18 protein-coding genes are annotated in these 21,246 nt (G+C 42.3%); 7 read left to right on the forward strand and 11 right to left on the reverse strand.

What is annotated here, in order from left to right:
• Nucleotides 1-39 precede the first annotated feature (39 nt).
• From BACHE_RS07245 to gap, 7 genes are all read right to left on the reverse strand, one after another.
• Complete coding sequence (locus tag BACHE_RS07245; protein ID WP_013547042.1) at nt 40-825, reverse strand: histidinol-phosphatase; 786 nt, start codon at nt 823-825, stop codon at nt 40-42.
• Entirely contained in the window at nt 825-1,361 is a 537-nt protein-coding gene (locus BACHE_RS07250; protein ID WP_013547043.1) for a 5-formyltetrahydrofolate cyclo-ligase, read from the reverse strand. The genes BACHE_RS07245 and BACHE_RS07250 overlap by 1 nt, the downstream gene beginning before the upstream one ends.
• Nucleotides 1,273-3,018, reverse strand: coding sequence for a S41 family peptidase (locus BACHE_RS07255; protein WP_013547044.1), 1,746 nt, complete (start codon nt 3,016-3,018; stop codon nt 1,273-1,275). Before BACHE_RS07255 ends, BACHE_RS07250 begins: the two co-directional genes overlap by 89 nt.
• 69 nt (nt 3,019-3,087) lie before the next feature.
• Complete coding sequence (locus BACHE_RS07260) at nt 3,088-3,525, reverse strand: deoxycytidylate deaminase (protein ID WP_013547045.1); 438 nt, start codon at nt 3,523-3,525, stop codon at nt 3,088-3,090.
• Nucleotides 3,526-3,540: 15 nt separating this feature from the next.
• Complete coding sequence (locus BACHE_RS07265) at nt 3,541-4,053, reverse strand: DUF4847 domain-containing protein (protein WP_041579248.1); 513 nt, start codon at nt 4,051-4,053, stop codon at nt 3,541-3,543.
• Nucleotides 4,050-6,107: a M3 family metallopeptidase gene (locus BACHE_RS07270; RefSeq protein WP_013547047.1), complete on the reverse strand. Its 2,058-nt coding sequence runs from the start codon at nt 6,105-6,107 to the stop codon at nt 4,050-4,052. The genes BACHE_RS07265 and BACHE_RS07270 overlap by 4 nt, the downstream gene beginning before the upstream one ends.
• Nucleotides 6,108-6,246: 139 nt before the next feature.
• Nucleotides 6,247-7,257, reverse strand: coding sequence for a type I glyceraldehyde-3-phosphate dehydrogenase (gap, locus tag BACHE_RS07275; protein ID WP_013547048.1), 1,011 nt, complete (start codon nt 7,255-7,257; stop codon nt 6,247-6,249).
• 140 nt (nt 7,258-7,397) lie between these two features.
• Here gap and mscL point away from each other — a divergent pair, with 140 nt between their 5' ends.
• Nucleotides 7,398-7,832 carry a large-conductance mechanosensitive channel protein MscL gene (gene mscL / locus BACHE_RS07280; protein WP_013547049.1) on the forward strand — a complete coding sequence of 145 codons (435 nt, stop codon included), beginning with the start codon at nt 7,398-7,400 and terminating at the stop codon, nt 7,830-7,832.
• Between the two features lie 387 nt (nt 7,833-8,219).
• On the forward strand, nt 8,220-9,773 hold the full coding sequence (gene guaA / locus BACHE_RS07285; RefSeq protein ID WP_013547050.1) for a glutamine-hydrolyzing GMP synthase: 1,554 nt from the start codon (nt 8,220-8,222) through the stop codon (nt 9,771-9,773).
• A gap of 68 nt (nt 9,774-9,841) precedes the next feature.
• Here the strand turns inward: guaA and BACHE_RS07290 are convergent, their stop codons facing one another.
• Complete coding sequence (locus BACHE_RS07290; protein WP_013547051.1) at nt 9,842-10,504, reverse strand: Crp/Fnr family transcriptional regulator; 663 nt, start codon at nt 10,502-10,504, stop codon at nt 9,842-9,844.
• 289 nt (nt 10,505-10,793) lie between these two features.
• On the opposite strand from BACHE_RS07290, the gene BACHE_RS07295 reads away from it, so the two are divergent.
• From BACHE_RS07295 to BACHE_RS07305, 3 genes are read left to right on the forward strand one after another with little or no spacing between them, the layout of a single operon-like run.
• On the forward strand, nt 10,794-12,734 hold the full coding sequence (locus BACHE_RS07295) for a glycogen debranching enzyme N-terminal domain-containing protein (protein ID WP_013547052.1): 1,941 nt from the start codon (nt 10,794-10,796) through the stop codon (nt 12,732-12,734).
• A gap of 14 nt (nt 12,735-12,748) precedes the next feature.
• Nucleotides 12,749-14,017, forward strand: coding sequence for a glycosyltransferase family 4 protein (locus BACHE_RS07300; protein WP_041579734.1), 1,269 nt, complete (start codon nt 12,749-12,751; stop codon nt 14,015-14,017).
• A 17-nt stretch (nt 14,018-14,034) separates the two neighbouring features.
• On the forward strand, nt 14,035-15,435 hold the full coding sequence (locus tag BACHE_RS07305; protein WP_013547054.1) for a glycoside hydrolase family 57 protein: 1,401 nt from the start codon (nt 14,035-14,037) through the stop codon (nt 15,433-15,435).
• A gap of 78 nt (nt 15,436-15,513) precedes the next feature.
• Here the strand turns inward: BACHE_RS07305 and bamH are convergent, their stop codons facing one another.
• Entirely contained in the window at nt 15,514-17,088 is a 1,575-nt protein-coding gene (gene bamH / locus BACHE_RS07310) for a BamH family beta-barrel-assembly machinery protein (protein WP_013547055.1), read from the reverse strand.
• A 17-nt stretch (nt 17,089-17,105) separates the two neighbouring features.
• Nucleotides 17,106-17,933, reverse strand: a complete 828-nt coding sequence (locus BACHE_RS07315; RefSeq protein ID WP_013547056.1) for a glycogen/starch synthase — start codon at nt 17,931-17,933, stop codon at nt 17,106-17,108.
• 245 nt (nt 17,934-18,178) lie between these two features.
• On the opposite strand from BACHE_RS07315, the gene panC reads away from it, so the two are divergent.
• Both panC and panD read left to right on the forward strand, forming a co-directional pair.
• On the forward strand, nt 18,179-19,024 hold the full coding sequence (gene panC / locus BACHE_RS07320) for a pantoate--beta-alanine ligase (RefSeq protein ID WP_013547057.1): 846 nt from the start codon (nt 18,179-18,181) through the stop codon (nt 19,022-19,024).
• A 22-nt stretch (nt 19,025-19,046) separates the two neighbouring features.
• Complete coding sequence (gene panD, locus BACHE_RS07325) at nt 19,047-19,400, forward strand: aspartate 1-decarboxylase (RefSeq protein ID WP_013547058.1); 354 nt, start codon at nt 19,047-19,049, stop codon at nt 19,398-19,400.
• Between the two features lie 118 nt (nt 19,401-19,518).
• Here panD and BACHE_RS07330 read toward each other — a convergent pair whose 3' ends face one another.
• Entirely contained in the window at nt 19,519-21,135 is a 1,617-nt protein-coding gene (locus BACHE_RS07330) for a S41 family peptidase (protein WP_013547059.1), read from the reverse strand.
• Nucleotides 21,136-21,246 lie beyond the last annotated feature (111 nt).

Consider the following 21,246-nt stretch of genomic DNA (forward strand, 5'->3'; position numbering starts at 1 on the left):
AAAGGGTTTTGATGCACCTTCCTGTAAAGACGATTTTATTTATCGTAGCATTATCAACGTATCCGTAGTTTTAATTCTCAGCTCTTTTAATATCCGAAGGGCGCGGTCATAATAAGCGGAATCTTCTAAGTCCTTATTATCATGGGCGTCCAGTCCAATGATAGCGGTACAGCCTTCGTTAGCGGCAATCTTCCAAAATTCCGGGGCGGGATAGGTTGCCGTATCACCCTCCTCGCCAAGATACCAACGTCCGATATTGTACTCCAACGGAATATTAAGTCGTGCGGCAGTACGGCAAATGTGGCGGCTGATGGTAGTGCAATGGTGATCCCATTTTGGGAATGAACGCATGAAAAGGTCAGGGTGGGCAAGGCAACAGTACAATCCGCTCTCCATACCGCCAATGGCACTTTCTTCATAAAGGTCAAGCATGTCGTGACTGTTGGTGTGACGTCCGAAGTAGGGAAACTTTTCGTCGGTGTGGTAGTAGTGGTTGCCAAGGATGATATAATCTAACTGATATTTCTTTATTTGTTCTTTCAGCCAGAAAATATAATCGGGGAAGTATTCACATTCCAGTCCTATCCTGATATCAATTTGACTGTGATATTTCTCACGGAGTGCTTGCAGGCTCTCTATATAACCGGGAAGTTCAGTGGGAAGCATCCTCATATCGGCTATATAGTCAGAATGATACTTCCAAGGAGTGTGGTCAGAAAAACCGAGAATTTGAAAACCGCCTTTAATAGCACTGAGTACATAGTCTTCGTTGCTCCCGGTAGCATGCATGCAACGGGTAGTATGAGTGTGATAGTTTGTTTTCATTACTGTGTTATGATTTCATCCATACAGATATCGAAAGGTTCCGCAGGAATCTCTTCTACAACCTGAAAGGGAAAACAGATACCTATTTTGTAGGCTGAAGGGATGCGAGGCAAAAGTCTGTCATAGTAACCTTTTCCTCGTCCCAGACGATTTCCGTTCAGATCGAAAGCTACTCCCGGTACAACTATAAAATCAATGGTGGCATAATCGGTGAATATCTCTCCGGTAGGTTCTTCAATGCCATAAGTTCCGGTAGACAAATCATCCTGTCCGGTATATACCCGTAGTTCCAAGTCGTCACCTGTAACTACGGGGAGAAGTATCTGTTTTGACTTGCTCCACTTTTGTACGAATTCATGCGTATCTACTTCATCGCAGAGAGAATAGTAGAGCAATACTGTTTTTGCTGCTCTAAAAAGCTGGTGGGCTTCAAGGGCAGCAAGTATATCAGCAGACTGCGAGAGATGCGTAGCGGAAGATATGTGTCGGATCTTCAGCAAAGCTATCTGCTTGCGCAGTTCTTTTTTTCTTTCCATCATTTTTCTTTTCCTCCTTTAAAGGTTGTCCTTCCGGTGCTTTGGGAAATGCTTCTTCTCTTTCCAGGATTTCTAATGCTTTCTTGACGGTTATGTCACTTTGGTTGATATAACGGATATACTTTTCTCTGCCCAATATATTGTAAATGATGTAACCATAAAGGTTTTTTTCCAGTAACTTATATGACTTATTGATCAGCAGGTTGCGTCTCTTTACATCCTTTGAATCGGCAAAGCGTACAAATTGTTCTACAATTCCTTGACGGCGGAGATATTTTAATAAGTCTTCTTCATTCTGGAATTCACTCAGTTTTTCACGATTGCGGTCTGTATATTGGAAGCTGAATTGCAATACCAATCCCTTATTGCTGACTTCTATCAGATAGGAAGTTACGCCGGTTGTATCTTGTGGTACGAATATGTCCGGCATGATACCGCCACCGCCATAGACAGGGCGTCCCAATCTGGTTGAATAACGTAGTTTTTCATCCAATTTGATGCTGTCTTTGGAGAAGAACTCTCCATGTTCATAGCGTGTGATCCAGTCCATTTCATATTTACTGTCTTTTCCGTTTTCGTATGGGCGCTGGATGCAACGGCCTGATGGAGTATAGTAGCGGGCAATAGTGAGGCGGATGGCAGAGCCGTCACTGAAATCAATCGGTTGCTGCACAAGTCCTTTCCCGAAAGAACGACGCCCTATGATGGTTCCACGGTCATTGTCTTGAATGGCTCCGGCAAAAATTTCACTGGCAGAAGCAGAGCCTTCATTAACCAATACTACTAATGGCATCTTTTGGCAACTGCCTGTTCCATTGGCGTATTCTTCCATACGCGGATATTTGCGGCCATGTGTATAGACGATCAGTTTTCCTTCAGGAAGGAATTCGTTGACCATACGTGTTGCAGCCTCCATATAGCCACCGGTATTGTCGCGTAAGTCAATAATAAGCCCTTTACATTTTTCATGGCTCAGTTGGGCGATAGCATTCAGCAATTCTACATGGGTCGTGCGTCCGAACTTACTGATTTGGATATAGCCGAAATTATTATCCAGCATGTAAGCGGCATCGATGGAGTTCTGAGGGATGTCACCGCGTGTAATGGTGAAATCAAGCAGTTTTTTTTCTGTAGAGCGTTTGATACTTAACTTTACCTGACTGCCTTTCGGCCCTTTCAAGTTGCGCATAGCTTTTTCATTTGTCAGCCCTTTGCCCGTGAACAGGCTGTCATTGACCATTACAATGCGATCACCTGCCATCAGGCCTACTTTCTCGGAAGGACCGCCGGGGATGACACTATTTACATGTATCGTATCTTCTTGGATGGTGAACTGAATGCCTATACCGCTGAAACTGCCTTCAAGCTCGGAGTTGACCTCTTCTAATTTCTGTGCCGGAATATATGTAGAGTGAGGGTCGAGTTCCGCCAAAATTTGTGGCATGGCCTTTTCTACTAAATCAGTCATATTGACTGTATCTACATACTGGTCATCAATGATGCGCAGCAATGCATTCAGTTTGTTGGATGAACCATTGATGATGCCCAGCCGGTTGCCGGCGAAGTGTCTGGCATAAAACGTTCCGATAAGAATACCCGCCACTACGCTGATTGCGATAATAAGCGGCATGAAGCGGGAAGTGTTTTTTGTACTCATAATGTTATTTACGATTTTACTATTTACAATTTACGATTGAGATTACTTTTAACTCTCAACTTTCACCTTTCATCTCTCAACTTCCACAAATACTACTTCGATTCCTGCACGTTTCAGAAGCTCGATACCATCTTCCAACCGGTATTTTTCGGAATAAACTACCCGTTTGATACCTGCCTGGATAATCAGTTTGGAGCATTCTATGCAGGGAGAAGCAGTGACGTACATGGTGGCTCCGTTACTGCTGTTGTTGGAACGTGCTATCTTGGTGATGGCATTGGCTTCGGCATGAAGTACATAAGGCTTGGTTACATTATTTTCATCCTCACAGATATTTTCGAAGCCTGCGGGAGTACCATTATAACCGTCGGAAATGATCATTTTATCCTTTACTATCAGTGCACCTACCTGGCGCCTTTTACAATATGAGTTTTCAGCCCAGATACTTGCCATACGTATATAACGTTTGTCCAGTGCTTCTTGTTTGTTTTTTGTAGAATCATCCATGTTTTTATTATTACATTATTGGGCGCTGAATCCCATGACCTTAGTTGTATTTCCATCTTTAAAATAGAGAGTCAGTGATTTTGAATCTCCCTCGTATTTGGTGACATTCAGCAGTCCATTAAGGAATACCCTTGCCAAAGGATCACTTTCTGAACCGGATATTTTCCCTGAGATGTTTAGAATACGTGATTTTCCGTTGACTGTCAAAGTAGCATTATTGATGCTTGCTCTGATGCCACGGGCTTCGACCGTACCTGTTACCTCTCCGTTTACTTCGGCACAGTTGAAGTTTACAATGAAGTACCCTTCTGTATAAAGAGCTTCGATACTGTTTTTCTGTTCTGTTTCATTCTGCCATAAGCCGGAATAGAACTGTGCTTTGCTGTCTTCAGATGTGAGCCGGCTGAGTTTCCACGTCTTTCCGTTAAGAATTTCCATCACATCATCTTCATTATTGCATCCTCCCAAACAGGGAAGCAGTGACAATATTAAGAACAGACAGCCGATATTTTTTACCATTTTCTTCATTTCTTTATGCCATTTCTGATTAATAATGCATCTATTGTGGGCTCTTGTCCTCGGAAGCGCTTGTAAAGTGCCATCGGATGTTCCGTGCCTCCTTTGGAAAGGATGTTCTCACGGAAAGAAGAGGCTGTCTCCGAGTTAAAAATCCCTTTCTCTTTAAATAAAGCAAAAGCATCTGCATCCAGCACTTCAGCCCATTTGTAACTGTAGTATCCGGCGGAATATCCTCCGGCAAATATGTGTGAGAATTGGGTACTCATGCAAGCTTCCTCTACAGAAGGAAGAATCTGTGCCTTTTCCCATGCTTTCTTTTCGTAGGCTTTTACATCTCCATCGAACGGTGTATTTCGGGTGTACCACGCCATATCAAGAAGCCCGAAACTAACTTGACGCAGACAAGCGTATGCAGCATTGAAATTCGAAGAATCGACAATGCGTTGCACTAATTCGTCCGGAATTAATTCTCCGGTTTGATAATGACGGGCAAATGTGTGGAGGAATTCTTTTTCAGTGGCGAAGTTTTCCATGAATTGGGAGGGTAGTTCTACAAAGTCCCAGTAAACATTAGTTCCACTCATGCTTTCGTATGTAGTGTTGGCGAATATTCCGTGCAGGCTATGTCCGAACTCATGCAGAAGGGTCTCTACTTCACTGAAAGTTAGCAGCGCCGGTTTCTCTTGTGTCGGTTTAGTGAAGTTCATGACAATAGATATGTGCGGACGGCTGTTTTCACCGGTCCTTTCATCAATCCATTGCCCTTTATAACTGGTCATCCAGGCTCCGGAACGTTTACTTGCCCTCGGATGGAAGTCGGTGTAGAATACAGCAAGAAATTTGTCATCTTTATCAAATACCTCATATGCATCCACATCTTTATGATAGACTGGGATTTCCGGATTCTTTTTGAATGTAATGCCGTATAGTTTGGTTGCCAATCCAAATACACCCTCTTTTACTTTGTTCAGCTCAAAATAGGGGCGAAGCATTTCGTCATCGATATTGAATTTTCGGTCTTTCAGTTTATGGGAGTAGTAGGCCCAGTCCCAAGGCATCAGTACGAAATCGCCTCCTTGCTGTTGCTGAGCCAGTGCTTGTACTTCGGCATATTCCTGTTTGGCTGCGGGAGTATAGGTATCCAATAGCTGATTCAGCAACTTATAAACGGTATCACTGTCTTGTGCCATCCGTTCTTGCAGGTTGTATTCGGCGAAATTGGTGTAGCCCAAGAGTTGGGCTATTTCCATGTGGATGTTAGCTATTCTTTTCACGACTTCCAAGTTGTTGCATTCATTGTTATGAGTGCATTTTGTGTTGTAAGCCATGTACAGTTCACGGCGCAAGGCTCGATTGTCAGCGTACGTCATAAAGGGACCGTAACTGGGAGCCTGCAAGGTGAATACCCAGCCTTCAACACCTTTCTCTTTGGCTGTTTCTGTAGCTGCCTCTATTGCGCTTTCCGGTAGTCCTGCCAATTGCGACTTTTCTGTAAGTATAAGCCGGTAATTATTTGTTTCTTTCAGATTATTTTCGCTGAATTGCAGTGTCAGCAGGCTAAGTTCTTTACATAGACCGCGGTATTTATCTTTGGCTTCTCCGTGCAAGTTGGCGCCGTTACGTACAAAGCCATTATATATGTCTTCCAACAGCTTGGATTGTTCCTTATTCAGATCTTCTTTTTGGCGTTGGTCATAAACGCTTTTGATGCGTGCAAACAGGTCCTCATTTAGACTGATATTGTTTTCATGTTCGCTCATCAGCGGCATAATCTCCTTGGCCAGTTCTTGAAGCTCATCGTTGGTTTCTGCGCTGAGGAGATTATTGAATACGGTGTTGACATTGTGCAGCAGTTCACCTGATTTTTCGTAAGGTAATACAGTGTTGGCGAAAGTCGGATTTTCGATATTGTTGATGATTACGTCTATTTCGGCATTTTGGCGGCGAATACCTTCATCAATGGCGGGCTTATAATCTCCGGGCTTTATCTTGTCAAAAGGAAAAGTTCCGTGAGGAGTAGAATATGCGTCAAGAAAAGGATTCTTATTGGATGTATTATTCATGATAAAAAGCAATATTAGCGTTAATGTTATTTTATCAAATCTGAATAATCTGATAAAAAGCAAACTAACTGCAAAATTGCAAAAAAAATAGGCGACTTCTACAGAAGCCGCCTATTTTTTATTATTTTCTAACTGTATATTAGCAGTTAACTGAAGCCATGTGAGCAATCAGGTCAAGAACTTTGTTAGAATAACCGATTTCGTTGTCATACCAAGATACAACTTTTACGAATGTGTCGGTCAAAGCGATACCTGCTTTTGCGTCGAAGATAGAAGTGCGAGTGTCACCCAAGAAATCAGAAGAAACTACTGCATCTTCAGTGTAACCCAAGATACCCTTCAATTCGCCTTCAGAAGCAGCCTTCATAGCAGCGCAGATTTCAGCGTAAGTAGCCGGCTTAGCCAAGTTTACAGTCAAGTCAACTACAGAAACGTCCAAAGTCGGTACACGCATAGACATACCAGTCAGTTTGCCGTTCAATGCAGGGATAACTTTACCTACAGCCTTAGCAGCACCGGTAGAAGACGGGATGATATTGCCGGAAGCGGCACGACCACCTCTCCAGTCTTTCATAGAAGGACCGTCTACTGTCTTCTGAGTAGCAGTTGTAGAGTGAACTGTAGTCATCAAACCGTCGAGGATACCGAACTTGTCGTTCAATACTTTGGCGATAGGAGCCAAACAGTTGGTAGTACAAGAAGCGTTAGATACGAATTGAGTACCTTTTACATATGTTTTTTCGTTAACACCGCAAACGAACATCGGGGTGTCATCCTTAGAAGGAGCAGACATTACAACGTATTTTGCACCAGCTTCGATATGGGCTTGAGCTTTATCTTTGCTCAGGAACAAACCTGTAGATTCAACTACGTATTCTGCGCCTACAGCATCCCATTTCAAGTCAGCCGGATTTCTTTCTGCAGTGATACGGATAGCCTGACCGTTAACAATCAACTTGCTGTTTTCAACGTCTGCTTCGATAGTACCGTCAAACTGACCGTGCATTGTATCATATTTCAGCATGTATGCCAAATAATCTACCGGGCAAAGGTCGTTGATACCTACGATCTGAATATCGTTTCTTTTCATTGCAGCGCGGAATACGAAACGTCCGATGCGTCCGAATCCATTAATACCTACTTTAATCATTTCATTTAAACTTTTAAGGGTTTTATAATGTTTAAAAATAAACTTTCGATTATAAATTGCATTTCTTTTGGATTTGCGATGCAAAAGTAAGAAAATGTTTTTATATTCGTAACCAAAATCATAATTAAATAATTGAAAAGATGGGAAAAACTTCATTTTTACAGGATTTTAAGTCTTTTGCTATGAAAGGCAATGTGATAGACATGGCTGTCGGTGTAATTATCGGTGGTGCTTTTGGGAAAATCGTATCTTCTATTGTAGCGGATGTAATTATGCCCCCTATCGGCTTGTTGGTGGGTGGTGTGAACTTTACCGATTTAAAATGGGTAATGAAACCGGCGGAAATAATTGATGGAGAAGAGGTTGCGGCTGTGACACTGAATTACGGCAATTTTATGCAAGCAACTTTTGACTTCCTGATAATAGCCTTCTCTATCTTCTTGTTTATCAGATTACTTACTAAATTGACAGAAAAGAAAAAGGATGAGAAACAGGCAACTCCGGTGTCTCCTGCACCCAGCAAGGAAGAAGTGTTGTTGACAGAAATCCGTGATATTTTGAAAGAGAAGAAATGAATAGAATGACACCTTGTCACCGGTCTTGCTAACATTATGTCTCGTACGTGTGCGCAAGAAAAAATTATGAGAGTGTGTTTGAGATTTTGATACTAAGTTTTACACTATAGAGAAGTTGTGCAAGAGTGGTGACAGGGTGTCATTCCTTTGAGGAACTGAGACGACACTTGTGGAAGATTAGTAATCTTGATGCCTGAAGATTACTAACGGTAGGCTTTGAGGATTAGGTATGTTCTTTCTGGATTGTGTATAGATGGGCGGGGTCTTTATTTTTGCTTTTGGGGAGCTATTTATCTATGAAAACAGATTTTCCGGTTTATTATTTCCATTATTCCCTTACTTTTTTCTACTTTTGCAAATCATTTATTAAAATCCATACAGATTGATATGCAAGAGAAGATTATTATTCTTGATTTCGGTTCGCAGACTACACAGCTCATTGGCCGTCGAATTCGCGAGCTGAATGTGTATTGCGAAATTGTGCCTTACAATAAATTTCCGCGAGGGGATGAGAGTGTAAAAGGAGTTATCCTTTCGGGTAGCCCTTTTTCCGTATATGATGCGAGTGCATTTAAGGTGAGCCTGGACGAGATTCGCGGACGATACCCCATACTGGGCATTTGTTATGGCGCACAGTTTATTTCTTATAGTAACGGCGGACGAGTAGAACCGGCTGGAAGCCGTGAGTACGGACGTGCACATCTCAGCTCCTTTGACCGGAACAATATCCTTTTTAATGGAGTGAAGGAAAATACGCAAGTATGGATGAGTCATGGTGATACAATTACTGCCATCCCCGATAATTTCAAGAGAATTGCATCTACAGACAAAGTAGCAATTGCCGCTTATCAGGTGGAAGGCGAGAAGATATGGGGAGTACAGTTTCACCCGGAAGTATTTCATAGCGAAGATGGTACACAGATGTTGCGTAACTTTGTGGTGGAGGTTTGCGGATGTGGACAGAACTGGAGTGCTGCATCTTTTGTGGATACTACAGTGGCGGAATTAAAGGAACAGGTAGGTAATGATCGCGTTATTTTGGGACTTAGCGGTGGTGTGGATTCTTCGGTGGCTGCCGTATTGTTGAATCGCGCTATCGGCAAGAACTTGACCTGTATTTTTGTGGATCATGGCTTGCTCCGGAAGGATGAGTTTAAGAATGTAATGCACGATTACGAATGTTTGGGTTTGAATGTGATAGGTGTAGATGCCAGTGCCAAATTCTTTAAGGATTTGGAAGGTGTGACAGATCCTGAGCAGAAACGCAAGATAATTGGACGTGATTTTATAGAGGTGTTTGATGCCGAGGCACATAAGATAACCGATGCCCGTTGGCTTGCTCAAGGTACTATCTATCCCGATCGTATCGAAAGTCTGAATATTACGGGTAAAACGATTAAAAGTCACCACAATGTCGGTGGCTTGCCCGAGGAAATGAATCTGAAGCTGTGCGAGCCGTTGCAGTGGTTGTTCAAGGACGAGGTTCGTCGTGTAGGTCGTGAATTGGGTATGCCGGAACATCTGATAACTCGTCATCCTTTTCCCGGACCGGGATTGGCTGTTCGTATCTTGGGCGACATCACACCGGAAAAGGTGAGTATCTTGCAGAATGCCGATGATATTTTCATTCAGGGATTGCGTGATTGGCAGGTAAAGGATGCCAATGGCAATGAGACATCACTTTATCATCAGGTATGGCAGGCGGGCGTCATCCTACTACCTGTACAGAGTGTGGGTGTGATGGGAGATGAACGTACTTACGAGCGTGCCGTAGCCTTACGTGCGGTAACTTCTACCGATGCTATGACTGCGGATTGGGCACATTTGCCTTATGAATTCTTGGGAAAGGTGTCTAATGATATTATAAATAAAGTAAAAGGCGTGAACCGTGTGACGTATGATATTTCGTCAAAGCCACCCAGCACGATAGAGTGGGAATAGGAAATAATATATCAATAAAGCCCGGAGCATTGCTCCGGGCTTTATTGATATATTGAGAAGGGAAAGAGCTATAACAATTTCGCTGCATCCGGAATGATAATTTCTCCCCGATGCAATTCCAATACTCCTTTTTGTTGCATGTTATTCAGTGCTTTTGATACTCCCATGCGGGTGTCGTTAATGATTTGGGCAAGTTCTTCCATTTTTATCTTCAGAGCTTTTTCTCCGGTGGGGCGTTCAACGTGAGACAATACAAAGCATGAAATACGCTTTTCCAAACTGTCGGCGTTTTTTTCCCAAAAGCGACTATTTAGATTTTGAGCGCGATTACTGATGATATTCATATAATTAATGCGGAATATTTCATATTTGAATAATTCACTCAGTACAAAGGCTTTGTTTATGCTTACGGTATGCACTTCGTTATGTGCCACATAGGTTGACACATAAGCCGTATTCATGCCAAACATGGATTGCGGTTCTATCAGATAAGGAGCCTGAAAGTGTTCCGTAAAGCTGTAGGAGTTATCTGCCGATGAGGTGGAAGCTGCTACTTCTCCTTTTAATATGAACATAAGTCGGTCACAAGGGCTGTCTGCCTCCAGAATGATTTCCCCAGCTTTATGCTTGGTAAAATGTAGTTTCACTTTTCCCAAAATGGAAGTCAGGTCTTCTCGGGCTAACCCTTGGAAGAGTGGAAGTTGTAATAAAGTATCGAACATTGTATTCATATAGCTTTTTTCATGTTTTAAAAACAAAAATAGGTATTATCAAAGTGTACCGTAAACTCTTTGCTCCTCTTTTTGTTTTTTTTATTATTTCTTAAACGTGCTACTCATACTCTTGCGTAATCCTGTATTTATTCCATGTTTTGCACAATGCTACGGATTATTTAATTGAAAATCGAAAAAAAACTGACTTTTTATTTTGTCTGTAATCTTTAATTTGTACTTTTGGGAATCGCTACATGCCTTGTAGCGCATGGTATCTGAATAATTAACCTTTAAATAATGCACAACTATGAGTTATTTACGATTTGACAAGACCTTGATGATTAATCTGGAGGAATCTTTACCAAGGGAGATACTTCGGACAAATAAATCAGGGGCCTATCATTGTACAACAATTGTAGATTGTAACACACGCAAATATCACGGTCTGTTGGTAATACCCGTTCCCAACTTGGATGACGAGAATCATGTGCTGCTGTCTTCTCTGGATGAAACGGTAATCCAGCATGGTGCGGAGTTTAATCTGGGATTGCACAAATATCAAGGAAATCACTTTAGCCCTAATGGGCACAAGTATATCCGCGAATTCGACTGTGAAAATATTCCGGCTACAACTTATCGCGTAGGAGGCGTAATACTCCGCAAAGAGAAAATTTTTGTACACCATGAAAACCGGATTCTGATTCGTTACACCTTGGTCGATGCGCATTCGGCAACTACACTCAAGTTTCGCCCGTTTCTGGCGTTTCGCAGTGTACGTGAATATACGCACGAAAATCCTCAGGCAAGCCGTGATTATCAGTTGATAGAAAATGGTATAAAAACTTGTATGTATCCTGGTTATCCAGAACTTTTCATGCAGTTGAATAAGAAAAATGAGTTCCATTATCAGCCTGACTGGTATCGTGGTATTGAGTATCCCAAAGAACAAGAGCGCGGATATGACTTCAATGAAGATTTGTATGTACCTGGGTATTTTGAGGTGGATATAAAGAAGGGAGAAAGTATTGTGTTTTCTGCTGGTATTTCTGAAATTTCGACTCGCAAATTGAAGCAGACTTTTGAAGCCGAAGTCGTTGATCGTACTCCGCGTGACAGCTTTTATCATTGTCTGAAAAACTCAGCGCACCAGTTTCACAACAAACAGGGAGAAGAGCACTATGTACTTGCCGGCTATCCCTGGTTTAAGTGCCGTGCCCGTGACTTGTTTATTTCATTGCCAGGACTGACATTGGCCGTTGATGAGCAAGAGGAATTTGAGGATGTCATGAAGACAGCGGAGAAAGCCATCCGACAATTTATCAATGGAGAGCCTTCGACTTATAAGATTTATGAGATGGAACATCCGGATGTTTTGTTATGGGCGGTCTGGGCTTTGCAACAATATGCCAAAGAGACTTCACGTGAACATTGCCGACAAATGTATGGGACGTTGTTGGAAGAAATTATGGATTACATTCTCGACCGTAAGCATGATAATCTTTTTTTGCATGAGAACGGATTGCTTTATACCAATGGAACTGAGAAAGCCGTAACTTGGATGAATTCTACTGCCAACAGTCGCCCTGTGATTCCCCGTACGGGATATATTGTGGAAGTAAATGCTCTGTGGTACAATGCACTCCGCTTCACTGCCGATATGGTGCGTGAGAGTGGAAATACAACTCTTTCCGATGACCTGAATGTACGGGCGGAAATAACAGGGAAATCTTTCGTTGAAGTGTTCCGCAATGAATATGGTTATCTGTTCGATTATGTAGATGGCTATATGATGGATTGGAGTGTCCGTCCGAACATGATATTCGCGGTAGCTCTGGATTATTCTCCTTTGGACAGGGCACAAAAGAAACAAGTGCTTGATATTGTGACAAAAGAACTGTTGACACCGAAAGGTTTGCGTACATTAAGCCCTAAGAGCGGTGGATATAATCCGAATTATGTAGGTCCTCAGATGCAAAGAGATTATGCGTATCATCAAGGTACAGCATGGCCGTGGTTGATGGGCTTTTATATGGAAGCATATCTGCGCATCTATAAAGTGAGCGGTGTGTCGTTCGTTGAAAGATACCTCATTGGTATGGAAGATGAAATGACTTCCCATTGTATCGGTGCGCTGCCTGAACTCTTCGATGGCAATCCTCCGTTTGTAGGAAGAGGAGCAGTGTCTTTTGCCATGAATACGGCAGAAATCCTGCGTATCTTGAAGTTGTTGTCAAAGTATAATTTATGAAAGGAGGATCGAAGATGAAAGTTTTAATGTTTGGATGGGAATTTCCTCCCAAAATATATGGCGGGCTTGCGGTTGCTTCTTACGGAATAACTAAAGGATTAAGCTTGCAAGGTGATGTGGAAACTACTTTCTGCATGCCTAAACCTACGGGTGAAGAAGAAAATTTCTTGAAGATAGTGGGCATGAATCAAGTGCCTATTGTGTGGCGTGATGTTGATTATAACTATTTGAAGTCACGTTTGACGAGTAGCATGACACCGGAAGATTATTACGCTTTCCGAGACCATATTTATGCAGATTTTTCTTATATGCATGTCAACGATATCGGTTGCATGGATTTTGCCGGTGGGTATCCTGGAAATCTACATGAAGAGATAAATAATTTTTCTGTCATTGCAGGAGTTGTGGCAAGACAGCAAGAGTTTGACATTATCCATGCCCATGATTGGCTGACATATCCTGCGGGAGTGCATGCTAAGATGGTAAGTGGAAAACCGCTTTGTATCCATGTTCATGCCACGGATTTTGACCGTTCGCGTGGGAAAGTCAATCCTACTGTATATTCTATGGAAAAGAACGGTATGGATTATGCCGACTGCATTATGTGTGTGTCTGAGCTTACCCGCCGTACGGTTATCAATGAATATCATCAGAATCCTAAGAAGGTATTTGCCATGCATAATGCCGTTTATCCGCTTTCGCAGGAATTTCAAGATGTTCCGCGTCCCGATCATTCTAAAGAAAAGGTGGTGACATTTTTGGGACGTATCACTATGCAGAAGGGACCGGAGTATTTTGTGGAGGCTGCCTCGCTTGTATTGAAGCGTGCCCGTAATATCCGTTTTGTGATGGCCGGTTCGGGAGATATGATGAATGCCATGATTAATCTGGCAGCCGAACGAGGTATTGCAGACAGGTTTCACTTCCCCGGTTTTATGAAAGGCAGGCAGGTGTATGAAGTCTATAAGAATAGTGATGTGTTCGTTATGCCTTCCGTCTCCGAACCTTTCGGTATTGCACCGCTTGAGGCAATGCAATGTGGAACCCCCTCTATCATTTCAAAGCAGTCCGGTTGCGGTGAGATTCTTGATAAGGTTATCAAGACTGATTATTGGGATATTCACGCGATGGCTGATGCCATTTATTCCCTTTGTACAAATCCTGCTCTTTTTCAGTATCTGCAAGAGGAAGGCAAGAAAGAGGTTGATGGAATTACATGGGAAAAAGTCGGTCTTAGAATCCGTGCTCTCTATGAGGATATATTAAGAAACTATGGTAAATAACAAAAACAATAATAGAAATGAGAACTATCTGTCTTTATTTTGAGATACATCAAATCATTCATTTGAAACGTTACCGTTTCTTTGATATAGGTGTCGATCATTATTACTATGATGATTATGCCAATGAAACCAGTATAAATGAGGTGGCTGAACGCTCTTATATTCCGGCATTAAACACCTTGATTGAGATGGTGAAGAATTCCGGTGGTGCATTTAAGGTTGCTTTGTCTGTTTCAGGTGTGGCACTGGAGCAACTCGAGATCCATGCTCCCGCTGTTATTGATCTTCTGCATCAACTGAATGATACGGGTTGCTGTGAGTTTTTGGCAGAGCCCTATTCCCATGGTCTTTCTTCATTAGCTAATGAAGACTGCTTCAAAGAAGAAGTATCACGTCAAAGTGCAAAGATGAAGCAAATGTTTGGTAAAGCTCCAAAGGTGTTCCGTAATTCCAGTTTGATTTATAATGATGAAATTGGTGCAATGGTTGCTGCTTTGGGGTTCAAGGGCATGTTGACCGAAGGAGCTAAGCATATTTGGGGATGGAAGAGTCCGCATTATGTATATCACTGCTCCATGAATCCAAATTTAAAGTTGTTGCTACGTGATTTTAAGCTTTCCGATGACATCAGCCTTCGTTTCTCCAACTCCGAATGGAATGAATATCCTTTGTTTGCTGACAGGTATATCAGTTGGATTGATGCTTTACCGCAGGAGGAGCAGGTTATCAATATTTTTATGGAGCTTAGTGCTTTGGGTATGTCTCAGCCATTGTCTTCCAATATTCTGGAATTCTTGAAAGCATTGCCTAATTGCGCCAAGGAGAAAAGTATCACATTTTCCACTCCAACGGAAATCATTACCAAGTTGAAGTCGGTTTCCCAACTGGATGTTCCTTATCCGATGTCTTGGGTGGACGAGGAAAGAGATACCAGTAGTTGGCTGGGTAATGTCATGCAGCGTGAAGCATTCAATAAACTGTATAGTGTTGCCGAGCGTGTCCATCTTTGTGATGACCGTCGTATCAAGCAGGATTGGGATTATCTTCAGGCAAGCAATAACTTCCGTTTTATGACTACCAAAAGTAGTGGAGTAGGCTTGAATCGTGGTATTTATGAATCTCCTTTTGATGCATTCACCAACTACATGAATATTCTTGGAGATTTTATCAAACGCGTTGATTCTCTTTATCCGGTAGATATTGATAATGAAGAACTGAATGCTTTGCTGACTACAATTAAGAATCAGGGTTATGAGATAGAGGAGCTACACAAGGAACTGGAGAAAGCACAAATTAAACTGAGCACTAAACCTGTTTCCGAAAAAACTGTGAAGACTACTCCGGTAAAGAAGTCTGCCGCTCCAAAAACAACTGCAAAAAAGAAACCTGTTGTTTCCTCAAAGGCTAAAAAGGAATAGTTTGGTTACTCATCAATAAAAAGCCTCCTGCTCTTTTGTTTTTATAGAGCAGGAGGCTTTTTATTGATTATCACGTTTTTATTTATTGAATCTTGTATAGGTAACTTCTATCTTGAGTGGAGTTATCACTTCGCCGTTTGCATTTTCCTTTGGCCCACCTTTCAGCTTGGCATATCCGGGCTGCAGGTCGTGCTGAATGCCTGTTATATTCTGACTTTGGCTTGTATTATCATACGTCAGATTGACGGGGATGAGTAACACTTTATCCCAGTCTGCATTCTTGGTTCTCCAATCATTTTCCCATTTGGCTTCATCCCAAGTAGTGCCTGCTTCTTTCTTAGCTTGTTTCTTGGCATTTTGCTTTTCATTAATGCATGTTGTCACCAAACGTGCTATATTTCTGAATGTATATTGATTGGTGCCCACATTATTATGGGATACAGTAAATGAAGTTATATTGTTTGTAACCTTATTCTCCTCAAAGAATGTTTTCAAGTCTTGCTTGCGTATTAATAATACATTGCTTGGGGCACTCATGCTGAATTTATAGTCATTTGTCTCATTGTAATTGGTGAAAGTCAGTTTCACTGCATTGAGTGTATCTTGAGACAACTCTTTGTATATGTCATCGTATGGCATAGTAGCCTGAGTGAAGATACCGGCAGGAGATTTAATATAAGTCCATTCTGTTTCTTCTTTTGCTATTTCCTCAATCTTCTTGGAATTAAGGAATTGGTTCGCTTGGATAACTTCTTTGGTAGAGGCGAAAACTGTGTTCATTTTATAAGCCAGAGAGTCGGTTCCATCTTTTTTCTTTAAGGCAACTCCTGTTGTGTCGTTTACATAGTGAATCCGGAATTGCATCTGCAGGTCAACGCGGTCTATGTATAATATAGTTCCGTCACCATAGTCGCTTTTTGCATATATTCCTTTGAAAACATGATTGATGAAAGCATCGGCATTCTTGAAATATTCAGGATGCTCACGATATACTTTCAGTATTCTGTCCTCACCGAATTTCTTTTTATCCAATTGGAAAGTGAGATTCGGATAATAAGTGTAATTTCCATATGAATTCTTGGCGAATCTGACAGAATCGGGCACGGAAGTATCATAGGCTGTATATGCTTTACGTCCCAGTAAATTGGGATTTTCCTTGTCATAGTAATCTCCCGGATTGATATTTGTATAACGATTCTTTTCAAGCTTTTTGTCCAATTCGTAAACGCTCATCCGGCATGCGTTCAGGGAATCACCGAACCATTTTGAATAATAGATTACCAACTGTACGGAAACGACAGAGTCTCCTGCCAATATACCGGTTGCTTTTGTCGGATTGCCTTGGCTGTCACGTTCGGTTACTTTATATGCTTCTGGGAAAGAGAAGTTATCTGTACAGTTTAATTCAGTCAGGAAACTGGCTTCGTAATAACCGAATTTCTGGTCTGTAAATTTTCCAATATATCCCGTACTGGTTTTTGCATATACAGAATCGGCAAAGAGCGATTGGGTAACTACATTAAAAGTTGTAGTATGTGCTGATATGCCGTCAGAGTCAGGCAGCATATCTATGCCTAATGTTCCTGTATTGTCATCACATCCGAAGAAAGTCAGGATTGCCAAAAGCAGTGTTCCTATGTATCTTACTTTCATAGTTTTAATTGTCTAATCTATTTTTTTTGTTCTGCTTCCCATACTTTATCATAGAAGTCATTACAGGCTTCTGTAAAGTTTTCTGGAGTTTGATAGTCTAATACTGGCTTACCCGAACTGCGTGCATATTCCAACACATCTTCATTGACGTGTTCATTTTGCTGGATGACACCATCCGAGTAGTCAACAGCTAATTTGCAAAGTGCCGTATAGTCAATCGGAGTTTTCAGGTTGGCTATGTCTTTCTTGGTAATACCCTTCAGCATCAGTTTACTTGCAAAATCAGCATGGAAAGATTGTTTGAAATCGTCTTCGTAAAGGGAGAAAACGACTTTGGCATCTCTGAAAGAAGGTTCATCTTTATAAGCTTTTTTAATGTACAAAGGAGCCAAAGCAGTCATCCAGCCATGACAGTGAATAACATCCGGACACCAACGGAGTTTTTTCACAGTTTCCAATACGCCGCGTGCATAAAAGATGGCACGGGCGTCATTATCTTCATATTCTGTGCCATTTTCATCGGTTGTTTGCAGGCGATTTTGAAAATAATCGTCATTATCAATGAAGTAAACCTGCATGCGGGCAGACTGGATGGAAGCAACTTTAATGATGAGTGGATGGTCGGTATCGTCAATAATGAGGTTCATACCGGAAAGTCGTATCACTTCGTGCAGTTGATTTCTGCGTTCGTTGATATTTCCCCATTTAGGCATGAATGTCCTGATTTCTCGGCCTTTTTCTTGAATGGCTTGAGGCAGATTTCTGCCCACAAGTGACATTTCGGATTCTGAAACGTAAGGGGTAATTTCTTGTGTAATAAATAAAACCTTGTTCGCCTTTGTCATAATAACGATGTTCTCAATTATTCTGCAAAGATATAAAAAAAATCGGGCAAACAGGCAAATGGGGGGTGTTTATAATTCCTTATGAATTGTTAACTGCTTGTTTTTCAGTGAAACGTGAACTAAATGAAAGTTATGTAAGTGGAGATACTTTTGCATTAATTTACGATATTTCTTCTTTATGTGGCAAATAATAACTTATTTTGCACCGCTTTTGCGAACAACAAAGTTATTAATAACCAATAAAAATGGAAATAATACATACTATCAAGGACTTGCAGGCTGAACTTTCAGCCTTGAAGGTTCAGGGTAAAAAGGTGGGCTTGGTTCCTACGATGGGTGCTTTACATGCCGGTCATGCCTCATTGGTGAAGCGTTGTGTGGCCGAAAATGATGCTGCTGTAGTAAGTGTTTTTGTAAACCCGACTCAGTTTAATGACAAGAATGATTTAGTAAAATACCCCCGCACACCAGAGGCTGATTACCGTTTGTTGAAGGATTGCGGTGCAAGATTTGTCTTTGCACCTGCCGTGGAGGAGATGTATCCGCAGCCGGATACACGTCAGTTTAGCTATGCACCGTTAGATACAGTGATGGAGGGAGCGTATCGTCCGGGGCATTTCAATGGTGTTTGTCAGATAGTGAGCAAACTTTTTGACGTGGTGAAGCCGGATCGGGCTTATTTCGGTGAAAAAGATTTTCAGCAGTTGGCGATTATTCGCGAGATGGTTCGTCAGATGAAACTCCCGTTGGAAATAGTAGGTTGTCCGATTGTACGTGAAGAAGACGGACTGGCTTTGAGCAGCCGTAATGCCCGTTTGTCTGCCGACGAACGCAAAAATGCCTTGAAAATTTCGCAGACTTTGTTTGAGAGTCGTACTTTTGCAGTGTCGCATACAGTAGCCGAAACACGGAGATTTGTGGAAAATGCTATTGCAACCACTCCCGGTCTTCGTCTGGAATATTTTGAACTGGTGGATGGCAACACATTGCAAGGAATTACTAATTGGGAGGACACTTCGTATGCTGTAGGGTGTATTACGGTATTCTGCGGAGAGGTTCGTCTGATTGATAACATCAAGTATAAGGAATAATAAACTAAAAAAAGCCAAAGCTATGATGATTGAGGTGCTGAAATCGAAAATCCATTGTGCCCGCGTTACGGAAGCCAACTTGAACTATATGGGAAGCATTACCATTGACGAGGATCTGATGGATGCCGCCAACATGATTGCCGGTGAAAAGGTGTGTATTGCCGATAATAATAATGGTGAACGTTTTGAAACCTACATTATTAAGGGTGAGCGTGGGTCAGGTAAGATTTGCCTGAACGGCGCTGCGGCCCGTAGGGTGCAACCGGATGATATAGTCATTATCATGTCGTATGCTCTATTGGATTTTGAAGAAGCAAAGTCGTTCAAGCCGACAGTCGTCTTCCCCGATCCGGCTACGAATAAGGTAGTGAAATAGCCCTTTCGATAGGAGAGAAAAAGACAGAAAGCCCTACTTACAACTTGAAACTGTAAGTGGGGCTTTCTGTTATGGTTATCTGTGCCGTCCTTGTTATTTTGCGGCTGAGGTATGGAATCTATTTCAGTGATTCCTTTATCTTGTCAAGCAGATAGAGTATTTCGGTATGGCGGTCGAAGTTGTATTTCGCGTATGTCTTGTATGTCGGCATCATGTCGGGATAGAATGTCTTGGCTCGCGGGTCTTGGGCAGGCATAAATACCTGTATGCAGTTGGAAATACTGCCTTCGAGTTTGCTGTATGGCAGTTGGAAAGGTGTCTGCTCCATAAACGTATTTGGTGCTTGTCTGCTTGGAACACCGACAACGGTCGCTCCCATCTTCCAAAGGTAGAATGTGTAGTGAAAAGCTGCGCTGAAAGTGTCCGCGTCTGTGATGACATATATTTTCTGTGGCTGGTAAAGTGGTTTTCCGTTCTGGCGGGTGAGCAGTTCACGGGTATTGCTCATACAATCTTCTATGAACCTCTTGCGCCGTACTGTGATGGAGGCAGTATCTGCCTCTTCAGCTTCTTTTTCAAAGGTATAGTCTCCTAATTGATAGTGAGAATGATTCGCTTCATTGACTTGTTCCAGTGTCATGTTTATTTTCTTGAGATAGAGTGGAGAGATGAGACGGTAGAAATGGCTGTTCATTTCTGTAGTCAGATACCTGTCTCCGTATAACATCAGTAGCGTAGGAAGTGTGATAGGGGTCCATCCGCCGCCATTGTTGCGCAAGTCTATGATGAGATTGGCAGACTTATTCTTCTTCATCTCCTTCAGCATATCGGCGAATGTTTCCGAGAAAGAAGGAATCGCGGCAAGGGCTTTGGTTGTATCTGCCGGTATCTCCAGCTTCAATGTATAGTGGTAGAAATCTTTCAGTTGCGTGTAGGCACTGTTCCATCCTTGCTTCAAGGTGTATTCAAAGTTTTCCCGTGCCATGATTTGACTTGCACGGAACAGCATAGTGCGTTTAGTGGTATCGGTAAAAGTGTAGGCTAAGTAGCCGGAAGGATATTGCTTCCATTCGGGTGCAAGTGTCTTGGGGATGCTCCGCAAGGAATCTTCGGCGACAAAGGGTAGGGTAAGGCTGACTGTTTCATCATCGGGAGTATGTAATGAATAGCGCACGCTGTCTTGGTAGTTTGTTGAAAACTGCCTTAAGAATGATTGTGTGTCGGCAAGCCAGCATAGCTCCGAGTAGCGTCCATAAAGGTTTTCGCAAGGTACTTGCGATGCGATGCGTTGCAGCCAGTCGTTCACGGTGACGCCATTGATGCTGTCCAGTCGGCTGCCCAGCAGTTCCTTGTGCTTTGTGCTGATGGAACTTACGATGATATGGTCTGGAATGGTCTTGAAGCGGATGGGGGCATAGCGGGGCTTCTCTTTTTGATTGTTGTGCTTGGAGAGGTATGTATGTCCGTCTTGCAGATTGGAAAGGAAGGCGCTGATGGTATCGGCAAAGTCTTGTTGCGTATAGTTGTTTGTCCATAAACTTTGTATCAGTCTGTGGGCAGTCTTGTGGAAGAAAACTCTTCCGCCGAAGCCGCTGTAAGGGTCGGGGTGCGTGGCCTCCAGTTGCTCCGTCAGGTATTTGAAGTCGGAAACGAGAGAGTCTCTGTTCAGTGAAATCTGTGCGTTTGTTTGTAGCGAGGCCAAGTAGAAGAAGATGAACAATGCAAAGTGTTTCATGTTTGGGAATGTTTTGAATGTATGAATCTGAAAGGCACGGACTATGCAGAAATGACACAGCTTCATAATGTTGTAATAGCGCAACACCGTGAATCTCTGTGCAGTCCGTGC

It is taken from the genome of Bacteroides helcogenes P 36-108, from assembly GCF_000186225.1.
Lineage (GTDB): Bacteria > Bacteroidota > Bacteroidia > Bacteroidales > Bacteroidaceae > Bacteroides > Bacteroides helcogenes.